General features: G+C 72.2%; 18 protein-coding genes and 1 other RNA gene. 12 read left to right on the top strand and 7 right to left on the bottom strand.

Features of this window, described 5'->3' with window-relative positions; translation table 11 throughout:
• Window positions 1-37: 37 nt before the first annotated feature.
• The gene (locus ACH34Q_RS08605; RefSeq protein ID WP_395982252.1) at window positions 38-919 is read left to right on the top strand and encodes a hypothetical protein; all 882 of its coding nucleotides are present in this window, start codon (window positions 38-40) and stop codon (window positions 917-919) included.
• Window positions 920-924: 5 nt separating this feature from the next.
• Here ACH34Q_RS08605 and ACH34Q_RS08600 read toward each other — a convergent pair whose 3' ends face one another.
• The gene (locus ACH34Q_RS08600) at window positions 925-1,323 is read right to left on the bottom strand and encodes a hypothetical protein (protein ID WP_395982251.1); all 399 of its coding nucleotides are present in this window, start codon (window positions 1,321-1,323) and stop codon (window positions 925-927) included.
• Between the two features lie 57 nt (window positions 1,324-1,380).
• Window positions 1,381-1,746 (bottom strand): DUF6191 domain-containing protein, encoded by a 366-nt coding sequence (locus ACH34Q_RS08595; protein WP_395982250.1) that lies wholly within the window; start codon window positions 1,744-1,746, stop codon window positions 1,381-1,383.
• Between the two features lie 202 nt (window positions 1,747-1,948).
• Between ACH34Q_RS08595 and ACH34Q_RS08590 the strand changes: the two genes are divergently transcribed.
• The 8 genes from ACH34Q_RS08590 (at window position 1,949) to ACH34Q_RS08555 (ending at window position 8,065) form a co-directional block, all read left to right on the top strand.
• Window positions 1,949-2,761 (top strand): Nif3-like dinuclear metal center hexameric protein, encoded by an 813-nt coding sequence (locus ACH34Q_RS08590; protein ID WP_395982249.1) that lies wholly within the window; start codon window positions 1,949-1,951, stop codon window positions 2,759-2,761.
• Entirely contained in the window at window positions 2,758-3,501 is a 744-nt protein-coding gene (locus ACH34Q_RS08585) for a zinc ribbon domain-containing protein (RefSeq protein ID WP_395982248.1), read from the top strand. Before ACH34Q_RS08590 ends, ACH34Q_RS08585 begins: the two co-directional genes overlap by 4 nt.
• Before the next feature lie 130 nt (window positions 3,502-3,631).
• Window positions 3,632-4,726: a bifunctional RNase H/acid phosphatase gene (locus ACH34Q_RS08580; protein ID WP_395982247.1), complete on the top strand. Its 1,095-nt coding sequence runs from the start codon at window positions 3,632-3,634 to the stop codon at window positions 4,724-4,726.
• 18 nt (window positions 4,727-4,744) lie between these two features.
• Window positions 4,745-5,122: RNase P RNA component class A (gene rnpB / locus ACH34Q_RS08575), an RNA gene on the top strand.
• Between the two features lie 287 nt (window positions 5,123-5,409).
• Window positions 5,410-6,351, top strand: a complete 942-nt coding sequence (locus ACH34Q_RS08570) for a DUF5996 family protein (RefSeq protein WP_395982246.1) — start codon at window positions 5,410-5,412, stop codon at window positions 6,349-6,351.
• Between the two features lie 12 nt (window positions 6,352-6,363).
• On the top strand, window positions 6,364-6,795 hold the full coding sequence (locus tag ACH34Q_RS08565) for a VOC family protein (protein WP_395982245.1): 432 nt from the start codon (window positions 6,364-6,366) through the stop codon (window positions 6,793-6,795).
• 30 nt (window positions 6,796-6,825) lie between these two features.
• Entirely contained in the window at window positions 6,826-7,020 is a 195-nt protein-coding gene (locus tag ACH34Q_RS08560) for a DNA-binding protein (protein ID WP_395982244.1), read from the top strand.
• 79 nt (window positions 7,021-7,099) lie between these two features.
• Entirely contained in the window at window positions 7,100-8,065 is a 966-nt protein-coding gene (locus ACH34Q_RS08555; RefSeq protein ID WP_395982243.1) for an NAD-dependent epimerase/dehydratase family protein, read from the top strand.
• Here ACH34Q_RS08555 and ACH34Q_RS08550 read toward each other — a convergent pair.
• On the bottom strand, window positions 8,041-8,574 hold the full coding sequence (locus ACH34Q_RS08550) for an N-acetylmuramoyl-L-alanine amidase (protein ID WP_395982242.1): 534 nt from the start codon (window positions 8,572-8,574) through the stop codon (window positions 8,041-8,043). The two genes, ACH34Q_RS08555 and ACH34Q_RS08550, sit on opposite strands and share 25 nt — an antisense overlap.
• 226 nt (window positions 8,575-8,800) lie before the next feature.
• On the opposite strand from ACH34Q_RS08550, the gene ACH34Q_RS08545 reads away from it, so the two are divergent.
• Window positions 8,801-9,022: a hypothetical protein gene (locus tag ACH34Q_RS08545; RefSeq protein ID WP_395982241.1), complete on the top strand. Its 222-nt coding sequence runs from the start codon at window positions 8,801-8,803 to the stop codon at window positions 9,020-9,022.
• Between the two features lie 43 nt (window positions 9,023-9,065).
• Here ACH34Q_RS08545 and ACH34Q_RS08540 read toward each other — a convergent pair whose 3' ends face one another.
• The 3 genes from ACH34Q_RS08540 to ACH34Q_RS08530 form a co-directional block, all read right to left on the bottom strand.
• Window positions 9,066-11,468 (bottom strand): SulP family inorganic anion transporter, encoded by a 2,403-nt coding sequence (locus ACH34Q_RS08540; protein WP_395982240.1) that lies wholly within the window; start codon window positions 11,466-11,468, stop codon window positions 9,066-9,068.
• A 106-nt stretch (window positions 11,469-11,574) separates the two neighbouring features.
• Window positions 11,575-13,743 (bottom strand): hypothetical protein, encoded by a 2,169-nt coding sequence (locus tag ACH34Q_RS08535; RefSeq protein WP_395982239.1) that lies wholly within the window; start codon window positions 13,741-13,743, stop codon window positions 11,575-11,577.
• Window positions 13,744-14,042: 299 nt separating this feature from the next.
• Window positions 14,043-14,651 carry a YbhB/YbcL family Raf kinase inhibitor-like protein gene (locus ACH34Q_RS08530; protein WP_395982238.1) on the bottom strand — a complete coding sequence of 203 codons (609 nt, stop codon included), beginning with the start codon at window positions 14,649-14,651 and terminating at the stop codon, window positions 14,043-14,045.
• Between the two features lie 355 nt (window positions 14,652-15,006).
• Here ACH34Q_RS08530 and ACH34Q_RS08525 point away from each other — a divergent pair, with 355 nt between their 5' ends.
• Together ACH34Q_RS08525 and ACH34Q_RS08520 are read left to right on the top strand one after the other, a co-directional pair.
• Window positions 15,007-16,392 carry an NAD(P)/FAD-dependent oxidoreductase gene (locus ACH34Q_RS08525; RefSeq protein WP_395982237.1) on the top strand — a complete coding sequence of 462 codons (1,386 nt, stop codon included), beginning with the start codon at window positions 15,007-15,009 and terminating at the stop codon, window positions 16,390-16,392.
• A gap of 210 nt (window positions 16,393-16,602) precedes the next feature.
• Entirely contained in the window at window positions 16,603-19,935 is a 3,333-nt protein-coding gene (locus ACH34Q_RS08520) for a BTAD domain-containing putative transcriptional regulator (protein WP_395982236.1), read from the top strand.
• Here the strand turns inward: ACH34Q_RS08520 and ACH34Q_RS08515 are convergent, their stop codons facing one another.
• A complete protein-coding gene (locus tag ACH34Q_RS08515) occupies window positions 19,936-20,748 on the bottom strand; it encodes an ABC transporter permease (protein ID WP_395982235.1) in 813 nt (270 codons plus the stop codon).
• Between the last annotated feature and the right edge of the window lie 69 nt (window positions 20,749-20,817).

The following is a 20,817-nucleotide window of genomic DNA, read 5'->3' as shown; positions in this document are numbered from 1 at the left end:
GACGAGCACATGCTGATCACGACATGCTGATCACCACATGCTGACGACCACACCTGAGAACCGGATCGTCGACGAGCGGGCCGCCGATCCGGACATGCGGATGACCGCGTACGTCTACGAGCGGGTCTTCGGCGAGGCACCCGGGTGCGTACGCCACGTCCCCGGAGCCCTGACCCTCATGGAGGAACCGGCGCTGACGATCGGCCTCCCCTGGGGAGTCATCGCCGCCGTAGGGCCAGGCCCCACCGACGTCTACTCGATGAACCACCACACCGACCGCTACACAGGCGGGCAGCCACCCAAGTGGGCCGTACCTGCCGTTGCCGCCTTGCGGGCACACGACGCCCTAGAGACCCGAGTCGTGGTGCACCGAGAACTGCCCTTCGAGACAGGTCTCTCCAATGGGGCTGAGACCTCCTGCGCGGTATCCCAGGCAGTGCGCGACCTATACGGCCTGCCTGGCGCACCCATCCCGTACGACCCCGCTTCTACGACGACCCTGCACGCCGCGCCAGGCCAGGCCCTCCTTGTAACCGGCGAGACCGTACAACGCCTGCCGTGCGATCTGGCCAGGGCGGGCCTACGACTCCTCATCATGGACCTGGGCGTGGACCGTACACACCCACCGGCCCACGGCCACGCGGAACGAGCCGCGTCCGCCCTACGCGCGGGCGACCTGGCGGCATTCGGTGCGGCGCTCACCCGAGCCCACACAACAAGCGACGCGCCCTTCGACCTCGCCTTGGACGCGGCTCAAGGCGCCGGAGCGCTGGGCGGTCTGGTGGTAGGGCGATGCGCGGTGGCCGTCGTCCCGCTCCAGGCCGTGCCCCGCGTACGGCAGCGGGTGCAGCAGGCCCTCACCGGCCACGTCAGGCGCCCGCCCCGCTTCCTCACCGCCGTCCCCTCAGGACGGCGCTGAGGGGCTCAGAGCTTGGGCTTGAACGGGCGGCGGTAGTCGGGGTCGTCGGGCTGGATCAGGCCGCGCAGCGCGGTCTCCACCAGTTCGATCCCCTGGAGCAGGGCGACCAGGCGGGCGCCCTCGCGGCGGTACGTGTCGAGCACGGCCTCGATGCCGTGCGGCGGGACCATGTCGGCCAGATCGACCCGGGCCGTACGGAAACCGTCCCGGGCGGCCTCGACGGACGCGTTCACATGGTGGCGGGCCATCCGCGCCAGGGCGATCGGATAGCGGCGCAGCACTCCGTAGCGGCGGTACTCCGGCGGCACGAGTTCGAGCAGCCAGGCCATCGCCGTGTCCTCGAAGCGCTCGGAGCCCGGAGGGTGGACCTGGGACGGCCAGCCGGGCGGAACGTACGTGCTCACACCGTCACGGTACCCCAAGTTCGAACACACGTTCGAGACAAAGCGGTCAGAGATTGCTTACGCCGGCGCGCCGGGACCCTGCGGCCCGCCCGCCGACCGCCGGATCCGGATCTTGCCGGACTGCAGGTCATCGCGCCCGTCCCGGTCGCCGGCCACCTCGTGGTCGTCCTGGCGGCGCGTCTTCTGCGCCTCCTGCTCCTCCATCTTGACCTTCTTGGAGCCCTCGAACGCCGAGGCCAGATCCTCGAACATGCCGCCGCCGAAACCGGCGCCGGTCTCGCCGTCGCCGCGGATCGCGCCCATCAGCGACCGGTTGCCGGTGCCCTCGCGGGGCCATTCCACGGGCTCGTGCTCGGCGGCGGGCTTGGCCGTACCGAGGGGACGGCCCTTGACGCGCTTGCGGCGACGGAAGGGTGACTTCACACGAACTCCAACGCGACGGATCTCCGAATTGATCCCGCCCGGGCGAAGCGGATGGGAGAGCAGGCGAAGTCCCCCCTCCGCGGGAGGTCCGGGGTCCTGCGGAGCACACACGATAGCCGGTGCCGGACCCCGTCCTCGTCCCGTGCCGCGGCACGGGCGTTCCGACTCGGCTGGAGCGGTCCGAGCCGGTAGCCTGCGGGACGTGCGCCTATCCCATGCCGTCGAGGCCCTCGAGGAGCTCTATCCGCCGTCCTGGGCCGAGTCATGGGACGCCGTGGGCCTGGTCTGCGGCGACCCCGCCCAGGAGGTCGGGCGGGTCCTGCTCGCCGTGGACCCGGTCGCCGCCGTGCTGGACGAGGCGCTGGAGTGGGGCGCGGACCTGGTGGTCACCCACCATCCGCTGCTGCTGCGCGGCGTCACCAGCGTCGCCGCCACCACGCCCAAGGGCCGGCTCGTCCACCGCATGATCAGGAACGGGGTGGCGCTCTACACCGCCCATACCAATGCCGACGTGGCCGACCCGGGCGTCTCGGACGCCCTGGCCCGCGCCGTCGGGCTCACCGGGGAACTGCGCCCGATGGTGCCCGCCGCCGACGACCCGCGCCGCGGCCTCGGCCGGATCGGGGACCTCCCCGAGCCGATGCCGTTGCGCGCGTTCACCGCACAGGTGGCCGCGGGACTGCCCGCCACCGCGTGGGGCGTGCGCGCGGCCGGCGATCCCGAGCGTACGATCCGTACCGTCGCCGTCTGCGGCGGAGCGGGCGACTCGCTGCTGGACACCGCGCGCGCGGCCGGGGTGGACGCCTACCTCACCGCCGACCTGCGGCACCATCCCGCAACCGAGTTCACAGCGTTCACCGACGGCCCCGCGCTGATCGACGCCGCCCACTGGGCCACCGAATGGCCCTGGCTGGCCGACGCGGAACGGCGGCTCGCCAAGGCGGGCACGTTGGAGACCCGGGTGTCCACGCGCGTCACCGACGCGTGGCGCCTGCACCACGAAGGAGCAATGTGAAAGCCGCACAGCACGCCCAGCAGCGCCTGGTCGATCTGCAGGACCTCGACACCACGCTGGACCGGCTGGCGCACCGCCGCCGTACGCTTCCCGAGCTCGCCGAGGTGGACCGGCTGCGGTCGCGCCTGACCGAGCTGCGCGACGCCATCGTCGGCGCCGAGACCGAGGTCGGCGACCTCGACCGCGAGCAGCGCAAGGCTGAGCAGGACGTGGACCAGGTCCGGGCCCGGGCGGACCGCGACCAGAAGCGGCTCGACTCCGGCCAGGTCACCTCGGCCAAGGACCTCAGCGGCCTGCAGGCCGAGATCGGCTCGCTGCAGCGCCGCCAGTCCGACCTGGAGGAGGTCGTACTGGAGATCATGGAGCGCCGCGAGGAGACCGAGGGCCGGGTCACCACCCTGCGTACCGACCGCGCCGCCGCCCAGGAGGAGCTCGACGCCGTCGTCCAGCGCCGCGACACCGCCCAGAAGGAGATCGACGAGGAGAGCGCCGCCACCGGCGCCGCCCGTACCGCCGTCGCCAAGGACGTCCCCGAGGACCTGCTGAACCTGTACGAGAAGCTGCGCGGCCAGTTCGACGGGGTCGGCGCCGCCAAGCTCTACCGCGGCGCCTGCCAGGGCTGCCACCTGGCCCTCAACACCGTGGACCTGAACCGGATCCGCGCCGCCGCCGACGACGAGGTGATCCGCTGCGAGGAATGCCGCCGCATCCTCGTCCGCACCCCGGAGTCGGGGCTGTGACCGCGGACAGGCGCGCGGCGGCTGGACTGAGGAGCCTGCGACGAGGCCGAGGAGGTCGGCGGGGTCGGTTGGTCGGGGCGAGCACGCCGTCGCGTAAAGGCGCCTGTCCGCCGCCGAACGGAGTGAGGCCATGACCAGAAAGTTCATCATCGAGGCGGACGGCGGGTCCCGGGGCAACCCGGGGCCCGCCGGGTACGGTGCCCTGGTCCGCGACGCGCTGACCGGCGAGGTGCTGGCCGAGGTGGCCGAGGCCATCGGCACCGCCACCAACAACGTCGCCGAGTACCGCGGCCTGATCGCCGGGCTGCGCGCAGCCGCGGACCTCGACCCCACCGCCCGGGTCGAGGCGCGGATGGACTCCAAGCTGGTCGTCGAGCAGATGTCCGGCCGCTGGAAGATCAAGCACCCGGACATGATCCCGCTGGCCCTGCAGGCCCGCGAGCTGGCCTCCGTCCTCGGCACCGTCACGTACACCTGGATCCCCCGCGAGCGCAACGCGCACGCCGACCGGCTGGCCAACGCGGCCATGGACGCCGCGGCCAGGGGCGAAGAGTGGAGCCGCGAGGAGGAGCCCGACGAGGAGGGCGACAAACCGGGCTGGTCGGCCCCGTCCGGCTCGCCCACCCGCACCCTCCTCCTGCGCCACGGCGAGACCCCGCTGTCCATCGACAAGCGCTTCGCCGGCGCCGGGGACATCCCGCTGACCGACCACGGCCTCGTTCAGGCCAAGGCCGCGGCGCTGGCCCTCAAGGAGCGCGAGCTCGACGCGATCGTCACCTCTCCCCTCCGCCGCTGCCGCGACACCGCCGCCGAGGTCGTCGCCGCCACCGGCGCCGACATCCGCGTCGAGGAAGGCTTCCGTGAGACCGACTTCGGCGACTGGGAGGGCCTCACCTTCCTCGAAGTAGGCCAGCGCTGGCCCGCCGAGCTCAGGGCCTGGCTCGCCGACCCGAACGTCGCGCCGCCCAACGGCGAGAGCTTCACCGCCGTCTCCCGCCGCGTCCGCACGGCCCTGGACAAGCTCAAGGTCCGCTACCGCCACCAGACCGTCCTGGTGGTCTCCCACGTCACGCCCATCAAGCTGCTGGTGAAGGACGCCCTGGGCGCCCCCATGTCCTCCCTCTACCGGATGCGCCTGGACGTGGCCGCCCTCTCCAGCATCGACTGGTACGACGACGGCCCCGCCACCCTGCGCTCGTTCAACGACACCCACCACCTCCGGTAACCTGGCCCGTACGGCGGACGAGCCGGCCGGGCGGCCGCGTCGGGGCGATGCCCCGCCGAGGAAGGTCCGGGCTCCACAGGGCAGGGTGGTCGGTAACGCCGACCCGGGGTGACCCGCGGGACAGTGCCACAGAAAACAGACCGCCACCTCTGGTGGTAAGGGTGAAACGGTGAGGTAAGAGCTCACCAGCGCCCACGGTGACGTGGGCGGCTAGGTAAACCCCACCTGGAGCAAGGTCAAGAGGGGCGCCTACGGGCGCCCTGCGCAGGCGTTCGAGGGCGGCCCGCCCGAGCCTGCGGGTAGACCGCTGGAGGCCGCCGGCAACGGCGGCCCGAGATGGATGGCCGTCCCCCGCGCAAGCGGGGACAAAACCCGGCCTACAGGCCGACTCGTCCGCCCCTAATGCTCTGACCTGGCCCGGAGCGCCGAGGGCTGCACCCGGTTCCGGCTGCGCTTCGCCTTGATCAGGCTGCGATGCCCACCCCCACGCAAGCCGGTCACCGTCCATGCCGTGCACCAGACGAGACAGGGGTCGGCGCGGTTCCTACGCGGGCGGCGCCGTGGTGCCTGGAGTTTCATGGGGAAGGGGCCGGGGTAGCGAGAAGTGGATCAGTGCAGGGGACGGGTCGCCCGGCCAGGAGCCGTCCGGCTGCGGGCCCGGTGGACGTCGGGGGGAGTGTGCCGTGCGGAGATCACAGGGGGCATGGCCGCGGTTGCGTGTCGCGGACTGGGTGGAGACCCGGGACACCCTGCACATGTGGACCCAGATCGTCGGCAAGATCCGGCTGGCTCACGCGCCGCTGATCAATCACTGGTGGCAGGTCACGCTGTACGTCAGTCCCCGGGGGCTCACCACTTCGGCGATCCCGTACGGGACCGGGACGTTCGATATGGAGTTCGACTTCATCGACCATGTGCTGCGGATCAGGGGCAGCGATGGTGAATCCCGTGCGGTGGCGCTGGAGCCCAAGTCGGTGGCCCGGTTCCATGGCGAGGTGATGGGGGCGCTGGGGGAACTCGGGATCGAGACGGAGATCCAGGCGGCGCCGAACGAGGTGGAGCCGGCGATCCCGTTCGCGGAGGACGAGCAGCACGCGTCGTACGACGGAGCGGCGGCGGAGTCGTTCTGGCGGCAGTTGTCGCAGGCCGCCAGGGTGATGGGTGAGTTCCGGGCGCATTTCGTCGGCAAGGTCAGTCCAGTGCATTTCTTCTGGGGCGCGATGGATCTGGCTTGCACCAGGTTCTCTGGACGGCTCGCTCCGCGGCATCCGGGTGGGGCGCCGAATTGCGGTGACTGGGTGATGGTGGAGGGGTACTCGCGGGAGTTGTCCAGTTGCGGGTTCTGGCCTGGGGGTGGGGACGAGGGTGCGTTCTACGCCTATGCCTATCCGGAGCCGGAAGGCTTCGCTGATTATTCGGTGGCGCCGGACGCGGCGTTCTACAGCCGTGAGAACGGCCAGTTCCTGCTGCCGTACGAGGCGGTGGCCGATGCGAGCGATCCCGACCGGGTGCTGGGGGAGTTCCTCAGGACGACGTACGAGGCGGCCGCGGTGCTGGGGGATTGGGACCGGGCCGCTCTGGAGGATGACCTGAACCGGTGGGATCAGTATCGCCGGCGTTCTTGAGGGGGGAAACCGATGGCTCTTCCGGCACCCGGCCAGGGGCTGGTGCTCACGCATTTCCTGACCGTACGAGATGTCGCGGTGTCGCGTGAGTTCTATGCCGGTGTCTTCGGCGGGGAGGTCGTGCTGGAGGAGAATCCGGCGATCGTCCAGGTCGCCAATGGCTGGATCATCATGAATCCAGGTGGCGGGCCTACGCCTGACAAGCCCGATGTCACGCTGTCTCCGCCTGAGCCCGGTGACCCGGTGTCGGCGTTCATGAACGTCCGGGTGGCCGACATCGCGGCCTTCTACGCCGATGCCAAGGCGAAGGGTGCGCGGTTCCTTACCGAGCCGCTGGATCGCAAGGCCGAGTTGCGGTGCTACCTGCGCGACCCGGACGGTTACCTCATCGAGGTGGGGCAGGCGACCGGGATGCTGGAGGGCGTCTTCGCGGACCGGGACTGAGTGTCGGTGGCCCGGCGTACCGTGGCGGGCATGGTCGATGAGGTTGATCTGCCCAGGGTCAGTGCTCCGGCTCGGCGGGCGCTGGTGGCGGCCGGTTATGTCCGGCTGGACCAGCTCGCCGGGGTGGACGAGCGTGAGCTCCAGAAGCTGCATGGGATGGGGCCCAAAGCCCTGCGGATTCTGCGGGAGGCTCTGGAGGAGCGCGGGCTCTCGTTCCGTACGTAGCGTTCGCTGGTGGCACGTGGTGTTCGCTGGTGGCGTGAAGGGGTGACGGGGACGCGCGCCGGGGGGCAGAGTGGCGGGCATGAGGCTCTTGATCTTGGGTGGGACGGAGTTCGTCGGGCGTGCCTTCGTCGAGGAGGCGCTGGCCCGGGGGGACGAGGTCACGGTCTTCAACCGCGGCACGCACCCGGCTCCGGAAGGTGTGAGCGCGCTGAAAGGCGATCGGCGCGAGGCCGGGGGACTGGCCGCGATCGAGCAGGGCGAGTGGGACGCCGTCGTCGACACCTGGTCGTGGGATCCGGCCGCTGTACGGGACGCGGCCAAGACGCTGGCGGGCCGGGCGGGGAGCTACGTGTACGTCTCCAGCCGTTCGGTGTACGAGTTCCCCACGGAGCCCGGCGCCGATGAGAGCGCGCCCGTGGTCGGTGTGGAGGGGGACGGCTATCCCCAGCTGAAGCGCGGCGGGGAGCTCGGGGCTCTGGAGGGCTTCGGGGAAAGGGCCCTGCTGGTACGGGCCGGGCTGGTCATCGGGCCGTACGAGAACATCGGCCGGCTGCCCTGGTGGCTCCAGCGGATCGCCAAGGGCGGCCCGGTCCTGGCGCCCGGGCCGATGGACCTGGGCCTGCAGTACGTCGACGCCCGCGACATGGCCGTGTGGAGTCTGGAGGCCGCGGACAAAGGGCTCGGCGGCGCTTACAACATGATCAGTCCGCCGGGGTTCACGACGATGCGGGAATTGCTCGAGGCGTGCGTCGAAGTGACCGGCTCGGACGCGCGGTTGCGCTGGGTGGAGCCGGAACGGATTCTCGCGGCCGGGATCGAGCCGTGGTCGGACCTGCCGATCTGGCTTCCGCCGGGGGACGTGCACGGGACGATACATCAGAGCGATGTCTCCAAGGCGCTGGAGGCGGGATTGCGGTGCCGTCCGGTGATCGAGACCGTCGCCGACACCTGGGCGTGGATGCGGAGCATCGGCGGGGCGCCGCCGCAACGGCCCGACCGCCCGGTGGTCGGGCTGGATCCTCAGGTCGAGGCGTCGCTGATCTGATTCCAGAACGCCGCGATCTCGTCCCAGGGAAAGCGGGGGCCGGGGTCGATGCGGCGCCGGACGAGGCGGGACGGGTCGTCGGAGGCGGGCACCATCGCCTCGTCCAGATCGCTGTGCCGCACGATCTCGCGCAGATTCGGAAAATCCTGCTTAAGGGCGTCCAGGACATTTTTCAAAGCGCCGATCTGGGCGGCCGTGAAGTTCTCGGACGGATCCTGGCTCCGTGAGTCGAAATGGTCGGGATGGCGGCCGGAATTGACGATCTCGATGCCGATCGACGGAGCGTTGTGGCCGCGTACATGGGACGCGACGCGGTCCAGCGGGACGAAGCGGTACGTCGCGCCGTCCCGGTCGATGTAGAGGTGGCCGCAGACCGGGGGGCCGTCCTCGGCGAGGATCCGGGCGGACTCCAGGTCCGGGGTCTCGGTCGCGTGCAGGACGACGGTGCTCACCTGCGCGGCGGTCCGTCCGGGAAGGTCGCGGTACCAGCCGACCAGACGGTCATGCATGATCCCATTCCATCACGCGTCTCCATCACGCGGGGTGGCCGCGGATGTCCGCTCGACGGCCCTCAAGGGTGGAATGGAGAAAGTTTCAGTATCTCTCCGTGTTCAGGTCACACGACACAAACGGCCGCCCGGACCGCGTCTAACGTCCAAGTAGAGCTGATCGCCATGGGGGATCGGCGGTGACGGCGGGGACGACCTGGGACCGGCCCCGCGGAGAGGAGCACCGATGATGTTCATCGCGGTAACGGGCATGGGGCTCATCGGCCTGCTGGTGTCACTCGTCTATCTGGTGGAGTTCGCACGGGCGAGCCGAGGGGACGCACTGTTCCGTCCGGCTTCCACGGGCCGCGCGCGCCGGGCGCGCCGCATCACGGGAATGTACGCACGCGGGACCGAGGAAATGGGCCCGCACGAGACCGACGGCCACGGGCAGCTGGTCGACCACTAGAGGGCCATGGGCCGTCCGCGGCGGGACGGCCCATGGCTCCGCCTCAGCCGAGCGCTCGGGCGCCGGTGTCGGGCGCCTCGTCCGGTACGGGGACGAAGACCTGCGCGGACTGGTCGAGGACGCGCACGTTGGCGGTCTCCAGGTCGAGGTAGAGACCGACCAGCTCGAGCTCCCCGGCCTCCACCTGGCTGCGGATCCAGGGGTAGGTGAGCAGGTTGTCGAGCTGCTGGATCACGTTCATCTGGCAGAGCCGGGCGAGCGGCGGCTCGTCGCCGTCACCGGGCTCGGTGGCGAGGAAGCGGGCCAGGCTGTGGTTGCCGTGCTTGAGCCAGCGCGACAGGCCCGCCAGGTGCTCGACCTCGGTGCCGCCGGCCAGCAGGGCGGCCATCGCGCCGCAGTTGGAGTGGCCGCACACGGTGATGGTCCGGATGCCCAGCACGCCGGTGGCGTACTCGACGGTGGCGGCCACCGAGTCGTCGGGGGTACGGGAGCCGCGGCGCGGGATCAGGTTGCCGACGTTGCGGTTGATGAACAGGTCGCCCGGGCCGCTGGCGGTGATGATGTTCGGGACCACCCGCGAGTCCACGCAGGTGATGAACAGGTGCTCGGGCTTCTGCTCGAACGCCAGCTCGGCCATGATCGGCCGGACCAGCCGGGCGGTACGGCCGTGGTACTCCCGTACGCCCGCCAGTAGGAGAGCACTCGGCGAGACCTCGGGCCCGTCGAGTTCGGCCACTTCGTTGCGCCGCCGTCGATTCGCCCACGGAGCCCACCAGCGGGCAGGCGGGGACGATTTACGCGGCGGAGACATATCTCCGGTCACAGCTCTTTCATACCAAGTCTCGTGAACCTCATCGATGTCCACCCTCCCCCCAAGCCGTTCGTGGGCCCGGCGCCACTCGTGGACGGCCTCGAACGCGGCGTGGTCCATGAAGTCCACGTTCAGGTCCAGATCGACGGCCACACCGGCCGGGATCCGCTGCAGCACGGCGGTCAGCTTCGGTACGCCGAGGAAGGTCAGCGTGCCCTCGACGACCACGTGCCAGCGGCCCGCCGGCGGCGACAGATCGTCGGCGGCGACCCGCCGCCCGGCCTCGCCGCCCAGGCTCAGCGTGCCCAGCTGGGCGCCGAACTCCGCCGGGTCGCCCTCGACATGGGTCAGGATGCCGGTGGTGGCGGCCTCGCCGGCGGCCGGCGCGGCCTCCTCGACCCGGACGGTGAGCCGGGTCAGCCGGCGCAGTGCCAGCACGGCCATGACCCCGAGGCCGAGCAGCACGCCCTCGCCCAGCCCGAGCAGCACCACCCCGACCAGGGTGACAAAGTACGCCGTGGCCTCGCGATGGTGCCGCAGATCGCGAAACCGGGCCGTACCGACCATCTTCACGCCCAGCGCGACCAGCAGCGCGGCCAGGGCGGCCAGCGGCACCCGCTCGATCAGCGGGCCGCACGAGATCGCGAGCACCAGCACCCAGACCCCGTGCATGACGGTGGACGCGCGGGTCCGGGCCCCGGCCTCCACGTTCGCGCTGCTGCGGACGATCACGCCCGCGATCGGCAGCCCGCCCAGCAGGCCGCTGACGGTGTTGGCGGCGCCCTGGCCGACCAGCTCGCGGTCCAGATCGGCACGCGGTACCCCGGCGGGACGGCGCCGGTCGATGGCCACGCAGCACAGCAGCGACTCCACCGCGGCCACCAGCCCGATGGCCACGACCGCGCCGAAGACCTCCGGCAGGGGGCCCTGCGGCAGCGCGGGCAGGTGCGGGCCCGCGATGAGCGAGTCGGGCAGGTCGACGCGCGGGACGTTCCACGCCAGCAGCCAGGCGCACAGCGTGGTGATCGCGATCGCGGGCAGCGGGCCGGGGATCCAGCGGGCCGCCGCGGCGACGCCCCCGCCGGTCTTGGGGAGCCGTCCCCACAGCAGCAGGACGGCGATCGTCAGCAGCCCGAGCATCGTCGCCTGCGAGTGCGAGGCGACCAGCTGCCCGGGCAGCTCGCTCAGGTTGGCCAGTGACGAGTGCTGGGGGCTGCCGCCCAGCAGGACGTGGAGCTGCGCCAGGACCAGCACGACGCCGACCCCCGCGAGCATGCCGTGCACCACGGCGGGGGACACCGCCAGCGCCGTACGGGCGACCCGGCAGGCGCCGAGCGCGAGCTGCAGCAGCCCGCCGAGCATGGTGATCGCGCAGGTGGCGCGCCAGCCGTAGGTCTGGACCAGCTCGGCGACGATCACGGTGAGCCCGGCGGCCGGGCCGCTGACCTGCAGCGGGGCCCCGCCGGCCAGGCCGGCGACGATCCCGCCGACGGCGGCGGCGATCAGCCCGGCGGCGATCGGTGCGCCGGAGGCCACCGCGATGCCGAGCGAGAGCGGGATCGCGACGAGGAAGACGACGAAGGAGGCGAGCAGATCTCGCCTCCATTCATATACGAAGAGTGGTTTTGTAGTCACGTAGCGTATGCAACCATGCGATCGCGGTGATGCTGGTGACGACACAAAAACGTGGCCCACCGGATATCCGGTGGGCCACGCCTCGGTCGCGCTCTGGTACCGCGGGTCAGCGGCGGTAGTCGCGGTGGCTCTCCCAGTCGTCCTGCTGCCGGTTGGGCTCGGAGTTGGGATAGGACGACCCGTACGGGGCCCCGCTCTGCTCGCCGGGCGCACCCGGGTAGCCGCCCTGGGACCCGGAGTAACCGCCGCCGTACGCCTGGGTGGCGTTGGGGTCGTACGCCTGCGTGGAGTTCGGGTCGCCGTAGCCGCCGCCCTGCGCGCCGCCCTGGCCCGAGTCGGAGCCGTAGCTGCTGCCGCTGAAGTCGCCGTAGCGCCCGGCCTCGCCGCCACCGGAACCGGCGTCGCCGTACGATCCGCGCCCGCCGCCGGTGGCGAGCGGGTCGTCGTAGCGCGGCGTCTCGCCGTACGCGGGAGCCGTGGGGTAGCCCTCGCTCTGGCCGCCCTGCCCGGAGCCGCCGTAACCGCCCCCGGGGAGCCCGGAGAAGCTCTGTGTCGCCCCGGCGGGCTCGCCGCCACCGTTGGGTCCGCCCGGCGCGGGCCACGGGCCCGTGGAGCCGGTGGAGCCGGTGGAACCGTACGAGGGGGACGGGGAGGACGAGCCGAGCGGGTCGTTCAGCGGGTCGTTGAGGCCGCCGTACGAGCCGCCCTGGTCGCCGCCGGACGAGCGCTGCCGGTCGTGCTGGATGCGCTGGAGCAGCTCGTCGACGGTCGGCAGCTTGTGGCCGTCGGTGTCGGTGGCGCCGTCGCCGGGCGCACCGGCCGCCGGTGCCGCGGGCGCCGGCGGTGCCGGAGGTGCGGCGGGCGGGGCCGGACGGGGCGGCTCGGAGTGCGAGCCGTAGCCCGGGTCGCCGTAGCCGCGGCCGCCCTGGTCGTCGGAACGTCCCAGCGGCAGCCCGAGCGGGTCGGACCCGCCGGCCGGAGGCGGCGGCGCCATCGGACGGTCGTAGCCGTCGGAACGGGGCAGGCCCTGGGCGCCGGGACGGCCTCCCAGCGGGTCGCCCGTGTCCGACGGGGACGGAGGCATGTAGGACGACTGGTTGCCACCGCCATAGGACGGCTCAGGCGCCCCATAGGACGGCTCGGGCGCGCCGTACGACGGCTCGGGCGTTCCATAGGACGGCTCGGGCGCGCCATAGGACGGCTGGTCGAGCCCCGAGCCCGGCCCCGAGCCGCCGTACGGCGACTGGTCGGCGGGCCCGTAGTCGGGCGTACGGAAGTCGGGACCGGCGCCGCCGTAGGGCGCCTGCGCGCCACCCATCGACTGGCCCATGACCTGTCCGAGCGGGTCGGCCGGCATCGGGTCGCTGACCGTGGAGCCGGGGTCGCCGTACGGGGAGGCGGGGGAGCCGGAGTACGGCTGCGCGGGCGAGGACTGCGGGCCGGTCGAGCCGTAGTCGCCGGGACCCGCCGCCGCGGCCAGCCCGTGCCCGCCGGAGACCGGGCCGCCCTGACCGCCGTAGCCCCCACCACGGGAGCCGGACATGTCGGCGCCCAGCGGGACCGGCTGGGTCAGCATGGGCTCGATCGGCATCGGCGGCTCGTTGCGCTGCGCGAGCAGCGGATCGGCGCCCTGCGCGTGCATCGGGTGCTCGTACATCGGCTCGCCGGGCATCGGCTCGCCGGGCATCATGTCGTCGGCGCGCGCGTTGAGCGGGTCGGCGGCCGGATCGGCGGCCTCGTCCCCGGCCTTGTCGTGCTGCCAGGGGAACTTGGGCTTGTCGAACGTGATCGTCGCCCAGTAGTCGTCGTCTTCCATCTCGTCGGTCGCCGGTCCGCTCGGCGCGGCCATCGCCGGGGCGGGGGTCGGCGCGGCGAGCGGGCCGCCCGCGACGCGGCGGTCGAACTCCGGCTCGGGATGGCCAGGACCAGGGCCGGGGCCCTGGCCGGGACCCGGGACCTGACCCTGGCCCGGGGGCGGTCCGTAGGCGCCGTCGCCCTCGTAGCCGTCCTCGTACCCGGCCTCGTAGCCGCCGCCGTAGCCCTGGCCGTTGTCGAAGCCCTGGCCGTTGTCGTAGCCCGGCCCCGGCCCCGGCCCGTAGCCGTCATCGGCCATCTGCTCCTGGGGAGCCTGCCGGTAGCCACGGGGTGGCTGCTGCTCGTCGTCGATCCAGTCGTCCTCGTCGCGTCCCGAGCGGCTGGCCCGCAGGCCCAAGACCACCAGGACGACCACCAGCGCCACGACCACAATGAGGCCGAAGATCACGATGTTCGTCATGCCACCACCCAATGCCTTGGCCCAGCGAGAGTCGCCACCGCGGCCCCCGGGATCGTCCCGATCGTCGCCAGCGGCCCGGCCTCGGCGGACCTGAACCGATCCTGGCCGACCGCTATGACCGTTGTCACACCCTTCGCGCGCATCTACCCTCACACGGCGCGTACCGATTGGCCAACCCGAGGCATCCGCCCGAAGCCGCCCATCCGTACGCCCCTCTCGCCTCCAGCCCCCCGAAGGGTCCGCGCCGGCCGCGCGTCCGGGGAACGATCGCCGTTCCCCGGTCGCGGAGTCGAACGCGCCTACTTGCTTCCGAAGTTCCCGGTGATCCGGCCACGCCCCACCGTGTGCTCGGCGATGGCGCCCAGGCTCTCCTTCAGCGGCGCACCGCTGCGGAACGGCACCTCGGCGTCCAGCGCGTAGATGGTGAAGCGGTACCGGTGCTCCTCGCCCTTGGGCGGGCAAGGCGGCGAGTAGCCCACCTTCTCGCTCGTGTTCAGTCCTTCGACGGCCCTGGTCGGCCGGGCGCCCTCGACCAGCTGCTGCGTGGTCCCGTCGATCCCGCCGATCACCCAGTGGACGAAGGCGCCGCTCTCGGCGTCCGGGTCGTCCATGACGATCGCGTACGACCGGGTGCCCGCCGGGGTCCCCGACCACCGCAGCGGCGGGGTCGTGGCCGCTCCGCCAGGGTACGTCGTGCAGGCGTACCGTGTGGGCAAGTCGCGCCCATCGCGGAAGACCGGGCTGAACACGGTGAACCACTCCGACAGTTCGGCACTGGCCTTCTTGGGCTGGCCGAGCCATCCGCAGCCGCTGAGGCCGAGGACGCCGGCGAGCGCGAGGGCACCCGCCACGGCCGTGATCGGACGCCGGTCCCTGCTCATCGCGCCCCCTTCCTCATTCGGGCTCATTCGGGCCCCACCTTAGAGGTTCGGCATCGATGGAACGGGTCTTTCGCCGCCGGGCGGCCCGCGGGGCGGGGAGCGGACCTGGAACGGGCCAGGCCGGACGGCGGGGCGGCTCTCCGGCGGGGCGGCTGTGACGTTGGTCATGTGAACCAGATCGCTTCCGATGGTGACATCCGTTAAGGAGTGGCATGTTTCACGTCGTAACCATCGGTCCATCTTGACCCGATGGAATCTTTCGCGGTTCTTTCATGGTTTTCGATTGGTGTTCCGCCCGAGCCGTCAGGTAGTTTGTGAATGTCTTCACAAGCTGATGGCTACCGACCATGTGCTTACCGACCATGTGACTGAGGAGGCCGTAATGGCCAGGATCGCCAAGGGCACCCCTGGCGCTCCCCACGTGCTCATCGTGGGTGGCGGCTACGTGGGCATGTACACCGCACTGCGTCTGCAGAAGCAGCTTCGCCGCGAGCTCAAGCACGGCGAGGTCGAGATCACGATCGTCGACCCCAACTCGTACATGACCTACCAGCCGTTCCTCCCCGAGGCCGCCGCGGGCAACATCTCGCCGCGGCACGTCGTCGCCCCGCTGCGCCAGGTGCTGCCCCGCTGCACCGTCCGCAACGCGCGGGTGACCGAGCTGCACCACGGCGAGCGCTGGGCCATCCTGCAGCCGCTGGCCGGCCCGCCGGAGCGGATCTCCTACGACTACCTGGTGATGGCCGCCGGCTCGGTGTCGCGCACCCTGCCGATCCCCGGCCTGGCCGAGCACGGCATCGGCTTCAAGACCATCGGCGAGGCCATCCACCTGCGCAACCACGTGCTGGCCCAGCTGGAGATCGCCGAGTCGACCGACGACGAGGAGATCCGCCGCAAGGCGCTCACCTTCGTGTTCGTCGGCGGCGGCTTCGCCGGCGTGGAGGCCCTGGCCGAGCTGGAGGACATGGCCCGCGGCGCGGTGAAGTACATGCGCAAGGTCAACCCGCAGGACCTGCGGTTCGTGCTGGTCGAGGCGGCCGACCGGATCCTGCCCGAGGTCGGCGCCGAGATGGGCAAGTGGACCGCCGAGCAGCTGCGCGGCCGCGGCATCGACGTCAAGCTCGAGACCTTCCTGCAGTCGGCGGTGGGCGGCTTCATCGAGTGCTCGGACGGCAGCGCGTTCCCGGCCGGCACGCTGGTGTGGACCGCGGGCGTCAAGGCGTCCCCGGTGGTGCGCAACTCCGACCTGCCGCTGAACGAGCGCGGCCAGGTCAAGGCCACCGAGTACCTCACCGTCGAGGGCGTCGTCCGGGCGTTCACCGCCGGCGACAACGCCGCGGTGCCCGACCTCACCCAGGAGGGCATGTTCTGCGCCCCCAACGCGCAGCACGCCGTCCGCCAGTCCAAGGTCCTGGCCGACAACCTGGTTCGCTCGCTGCGGGGCAAGTCCCTCAAGCCGTACGCGCACAACAGCGTCGGCTCGGTGGCCGGTCTCGGCCTGCACAAGGGCGTGGCCAACACTTACGGGTTCAAGATCAAGGGCTTCCCGGCCTGGGTGATGCACCGCACCTACCACGTCTCCCGGGTCCCGACCTTCAACCGCAAGGTCCGCGTCCTGGCCGACTGGACGCTCGCGCTGTTCTTCAAGCGCGAGACCGTGTCGCTCGGCAGCATCGAGCAGCCGCGCGCCGAGTTCGAGCTGGCCGCCCTGTCCGACGCCAAGCCCAGGGACAAGGCGAAGGAGAAGGCCACGGAGAACGCCGCCTGACCGAGTCACGGAGAACGCCGCCTTACCGAGGCGGCGACCCCCGGACGAAAACTCCATATGCGACGCCCCGACGGTCCATGGGATCGTCGGGGCGTCGCGCTTCTCGGGGGCGCGGCTGTTGGGGGCGTGGCTCTTAGGGGGCATGGCGCTGTACCGGGGGAACGGGGTCATTTCGGGTGGGGGATAGTCAAGGTGGGGGACAATCAACAGGTGCGGATCGGCATCCTGGGGCCGCTGGAGATCGACGCCGACGGCCGCCGGGCCGGGGTCGGCGGCGCCCGGCTGCGCGCCCTGCTGATCCTGCTCGCGCTGGAGGCGGGCCGGATGGTGCCCGCCGACCGGATCATCGACGACCTCTGGGAGGACCGCGTCCCGGCCGGGGCGCCCAACGCCCTGCAGTCGCTGGTGTCCCGGCTGCGTGCCGTGATCGGCCGCGAGCGCGTCGAGTCGCGGCCCGGCGCGTACCGGCTCGTGCTGCCGCGCGCGTCGATCGACGCCCACGACTTCGAGGCGCGGCTGCTCGCCGCGCGCCGTACACCCGACCCTGAGGCCCGCGCGGCCGGGCTCCGCGACGCCCTCGGGCTCTGGCGGGGCACCGCGCTGGCGGACGCGGGCGGGCTGCCGTTCGCGGACGGCCCCGCCGCCCGCCTGGAGGGCCTGCGCCGCGCCGCCCTGGACGAGCGGATCGACGCCGACCTCGCGCTCGGCCGCCACGACGACCTGATCCCCGAACTGCAGGCGATGGCCGCCGCCGACCCGCTCCGCGAGCCGATCCGGACCCGCCTCATGCGCGCCCTGTACGGCGCGGGCCGGCAGGCCGACGCGCTGGCGGAGTACGACTCGGCCAAGCGCGCCCTGGCCGAGACGCTCGGCGTGGACCCGTCCCCTGACATGGAGAGCCTGCACATCGCCGTCCTCCGCCAGGACCCCGTCCTGCTGCGGCCGCGCGCCGGGGCGGCCCCGTCCGGTGCCGCGGAGGCGAACGGCGACGAGCCCGCCGGCCCGCCCCCGGAACGGCCGCCCGGCAACCTGCGCACCCGGCTCACGAGTTTCATCGGCCGCGACGACGACCTGCACCGGGTCGGCAAGCTGCTGTCGGCCGAACGGCTCGTCACCCTGACCGGCGCGGGCGGCGCGGGCAAGACCCGGCTGTCCCTGGAGGCCGCCGAGCGGCGCTGCGGCCCGATGCCCGACGGCGCCTGGTTCGTCGAGCTGGCCCCGGTCACCGACCCGGCCGAGGTGGCGCTGGCCGCGCTCACCGCGCTGGGCCTGCGGGAGACCCTGCTGGTCCCGGCCGGCCACCGCGGGATGTCCATCGCCGAGCCCGGCGACCCGCTCGACCGGCTCGCGGCCGCGCTGTCCGGCAAGCGGCTGCTGCTCGTCCTGGACAACTGCGAGCACCTGCTCGACGCCGCCGCCCGGCTGGCCGACCGGATCCTGGCCGGCTGTCCCGGCGTACGGATCCTGGCGACCAGCCGCGAACCGCTCGGCATCACCGGCGAGACGCTCTGGCCGGTGGAGCCGCTGCGCCCGCCGCCGGAGGGCGCCGGGGTCGAGGAGGCCATGGCGAACCCGGCCGTACGGCTGCTGGCCGACCGCGCCGCCGCGGTCTCCCCGGCGTTCGCGGTGACCGCCGCGAACGTGTCGTCCCTGGTCCGGATCTGCCGGGCCCTGGACGGGATGCCGCTGGCGATCGAGCTGGCCGCCGTACGGCTGCGCGCGATGACCCCCGGCCAGGTGGCCGACCGGCTCGGCGACCGGTTCCGGCTGCTGGCCACCGGCAGCCGCACCGCGCTGCCCCGGCACCAGACGCTGCGCGCCGTCGTCGAGTGGAGCTGGGACCTGCTGGACGAGGCCGAACGGGCCCTGTGGCGGCGCCTGTCGGTGTTCTCCGGCGGCGCCACCGTCGCCGCCGCCGAACGGGTCTGCACCGGCCCCGAGCTCGATCCGGCCGACGTCCTGGACGTGCTCACCGCCCTGGTCGACAAGTCGCTGCTGATCGTCACCGAGGACGCCGCGCTGGGCGGCGCCGGCGCCGAGGAGCTCCCGCCGCGCTACCGGATGCTGGAGACCCTCCGCGCGTACGGTGCCGAGCGCCTCGCCGAGGCCGGCGAGCAGGAGCGGGTACGGCGCGCCCACGCCGAGTACCTCGCCGAGCTCGCCGAGACGGCCGAGCCACGCCTGTACCGCCACGATCAGCTGTACTGGATGGGCCTGCTCATCGCCGAGCACGACAACGTGCAGGCCGCGCTGCGCTGGGCGATCTCCGCCGGAGACGCCGCGCTGGCCGTGCGGTTCTGCGCGGCGCTCGGCTGGCACTGGTTCCTGCGCGGCGGCGTGCGCGAGGCCAAGGAGATCTTCACCGAGGTCATGGCCATGCCGGGACTGCCGGAGGACGAGACCACCGCGACCGCCCTGGCGCACGGCGTGATGATCAGCTTCGACGGGCCCTGGGAGAACGACGGCGCCCTGCGCTGGCTGGAACGGGTCAAGCGGATCACCGATGGGGTCGAGGAGCGGCGGCGGCACCCGGTGCTGCGCGTGATGCTCGCGATGATGGGGCTGTACGCCCAGGGCTGGAACGAGGACGCGCGCGTCTCCATCGGATCCCTGGTCGACGACCCCGATCCCTGGGTACGGGCCATCGGCCACTTCGTCGCGGGCCAGGTCGCCGTCAACTTCGGCCGGGTCGGCGACGCGGGGGAGGACTTCGCCGAGGCGCTGCGCGGCTTCCGCGAGGCCGGCGACCGGTGGGGCCTGTCGTTCACGCTGACGTCGCAGGCCGACGTGCTGGCCTGGCGCGGGGAGCACCGGGCCGCGGTCGGCCTGTACGAGGAGGCGCTGCGCCACAACGCCCCGCTCGGCGGCGGGGCGGGCATGTTCGTCCACATGCACGCCCGGCTGGCCAACGAGTTCCACTTGCTGGGCGAGCTCGACCGGGCCCGCGACCTGCTGTCCCAGGCCCTGCGCGACGCCGAGCGGACCGGGGCGTCCGAGGCGGTGGCGTACCTGCACATGCAGTACGGCGAGTTCGCCGAGAGGGAGGGCGATCGGGCCGAGGCCGTCCGCCGGTACGACCGGGCCGAGGAGCTGTCCGGCAACCTCGGCGACCCACCGCACATGAGAGCCATCGTGCTGGCCGGCCGGGCCCATTCCGACCTCGGCGCGGGAGACCTGGACGCGGCGCGCCGCCGGCTGGACACGGCGATGGCCGATGCCGTCAAGGCCCTCGACCATCCGATCGTCGCCGCCGTCCTGGTGGGCTTCGCCCATCTGGCCGTATGCGACGGCGACCCGGAGCGGGCCGCCGGGCTGATCGGTGCCGCCGACGGGCTGCGCGGCACCCGGGACCTGTCCCGGCCGGTCTCGGCGGACGTCGAGCAGGCCGTCCGCGAGGCCCTCGGCGAGGCCGCCTTCGGCACCCGTTACGAACGCGGCCGGGCCAGGACCTTCGACGACGTCATCGCCGGTTTCGGCCTGGAACGCCCCGTCCCGCCGGCCCACCTCGCCGGATCCGGCGAGGAGGGCCGGGCCGGGCCTTGATCAGGCGCGCGCCTTGAAGGCCCGCAGCGACAGCGGGGCGAAGACCAGGGCGATGCCCAGTCCCCAGGCCAGCGCGATCATCGCGTGGTCGAACACCGGACCGCCCACCAGCAGCCCGCGCATCGCCTCCACCAGCTGGGTCACCGGGCTGTTGTCCATCACCCAGGCCACCGGCCCGGGGATCCGGTCGGTGGACGGGATGAACGCGGTGCTGAGGAAGCTCAGCGGGAAGATCACCACAAAGCCGAAGATCTGCACCTTCTCCGGCTCGTCCACCTTCATCGCGATGTAGACCGACGTCCAGGAGAACAGCACCGCGAACGTGAGCAGCAGCAGGAACGCCCCCAGCAGCGCCACCGGCCCGGTCTCCAGCCGGAACCCGATGATGAACCCCACGATCAGCAGGATCACCATCGACCAGGCCTGCTTGGCCGTGTCGGCGATGATCCGCCCGGCCAGCGGCGCGCTGCGCGCGATCGGCAGGCTGCGGAACCGGTCGAACACGCCCTTGGTGATGTCGTTGTTGAGCCCGAACCCGGTCGTCATCCCGGCGAACAGCGCGTTCTGCGCGATGATCCCGGGGATCACCACCGGCAGGTACGCCTCCACGCTGCCGGCCATCGACGGGCCGAACACGTAGGCGAACAACAGCACGAACATGATCGGCTGGATGCTGAGATCCAGCAGCTCCATCGGGTTGTGCTTGATCTGCACCAGGTTCCGCCACGCCAGCGTGGCGATGTTCCGCGCCGCGGTGCCGGGCGGAACCCGCCGAGCCAAACTCGGCGGCGCCGCGATCGTAGGAGTACTCACGCTGTATTCCCCGTTCCACTCCGAGGCGCCTTGAAGTGACGCCTTCCCTCCTCGCTCGTACCTCGCTCG

The sequence above is a fragment of the Actinomadura sp. 9N407 genome (assembly GCF_044326315.1).
In the GTDB taxonomy this organism is placed as follows: Bacteria; Actinomycetota; Actinomycetes; order Streptosporangiales; family Streptosporangiaceae; genus Spirillospora.
This window is presented reverse-complemented; position numbering and strand designations above follow the sequence as displayed.

Bases quoted from the DNA above. Each gene is read 5' to 3' on its own strand.
- ACH34Q_RS08605 (WP_395982252.1), top strand. From the start codon at position 38: ATGCTGACGACCACACCTGAGAACCGGATCGTCGACGAGCGGGCCGCC.
- ACH34Q_RS08580 (WP_395982247.1), top strand. From the start codon at position 3,632: ATGACCAGAAAGTTCATCATCGAGGCGGACGGCGGGTCCCGGGGCAAC.
- ACH34Q_RS08565 (WP_395982245.1), top strand. From the start codon at position 6,364: ATGGCTCTTCCGGCACCCGGCCAGGGGCTGGTGCTCACGCATTTCCTG.
- ACH34Q_RS08560 (WP_395982244.1), top strand. From the start codon at position 6,826: ATGGTCGATGAGGTTGATCTGCCCAGGGTCAGTGCTCCGGCTCGGCGG.
- ACH34Q_RS08555 (WP_395982243.1), top strand. From the start codon at position 7,100: ATGAGGCTCTTGATCTTGGGTGGGACGGAGTTCGTCGGGCGTGCCTTC.
- ACH34Q_RS08550 (WP_395982242.1), bottom strand. From the start codon at position 8,574: ATGCATGACCGTCTGGTCGGCTGGTACCGCGACCTTCCCGGACGGACC.
- ACH34Q_RS08545 (WP_395982241.1), top strand. From the start codon at position 8,801: ATGATGTTCATCGCGGTAACGGGCATGGGGCTCATCGGCCTGCTGGTG.
- ACH34Q_RS08535 (WP_395982239.1), bottom strand. From the start codon at position 13,743: ATGACGAACATCGTGATCTTCGGCCTCATTGTGGTCGTGGCGCTGGTG.
- ACH34Q_RS08530 (WP_395982238.1), bottom strand. From the start codon at position 14,651: ATGAGCCCGAATGAGGAAGGGGGCGCGATGAGCAGGGACCGGCGTCCG.
- ACH34Q_RS08525 (WP_395982237.1), top strand. From the start codon at position 15,007: ATGGCCAGGATCGCCAAGGGCACCCCTGGCGCTCCCCACGTGCTCATC.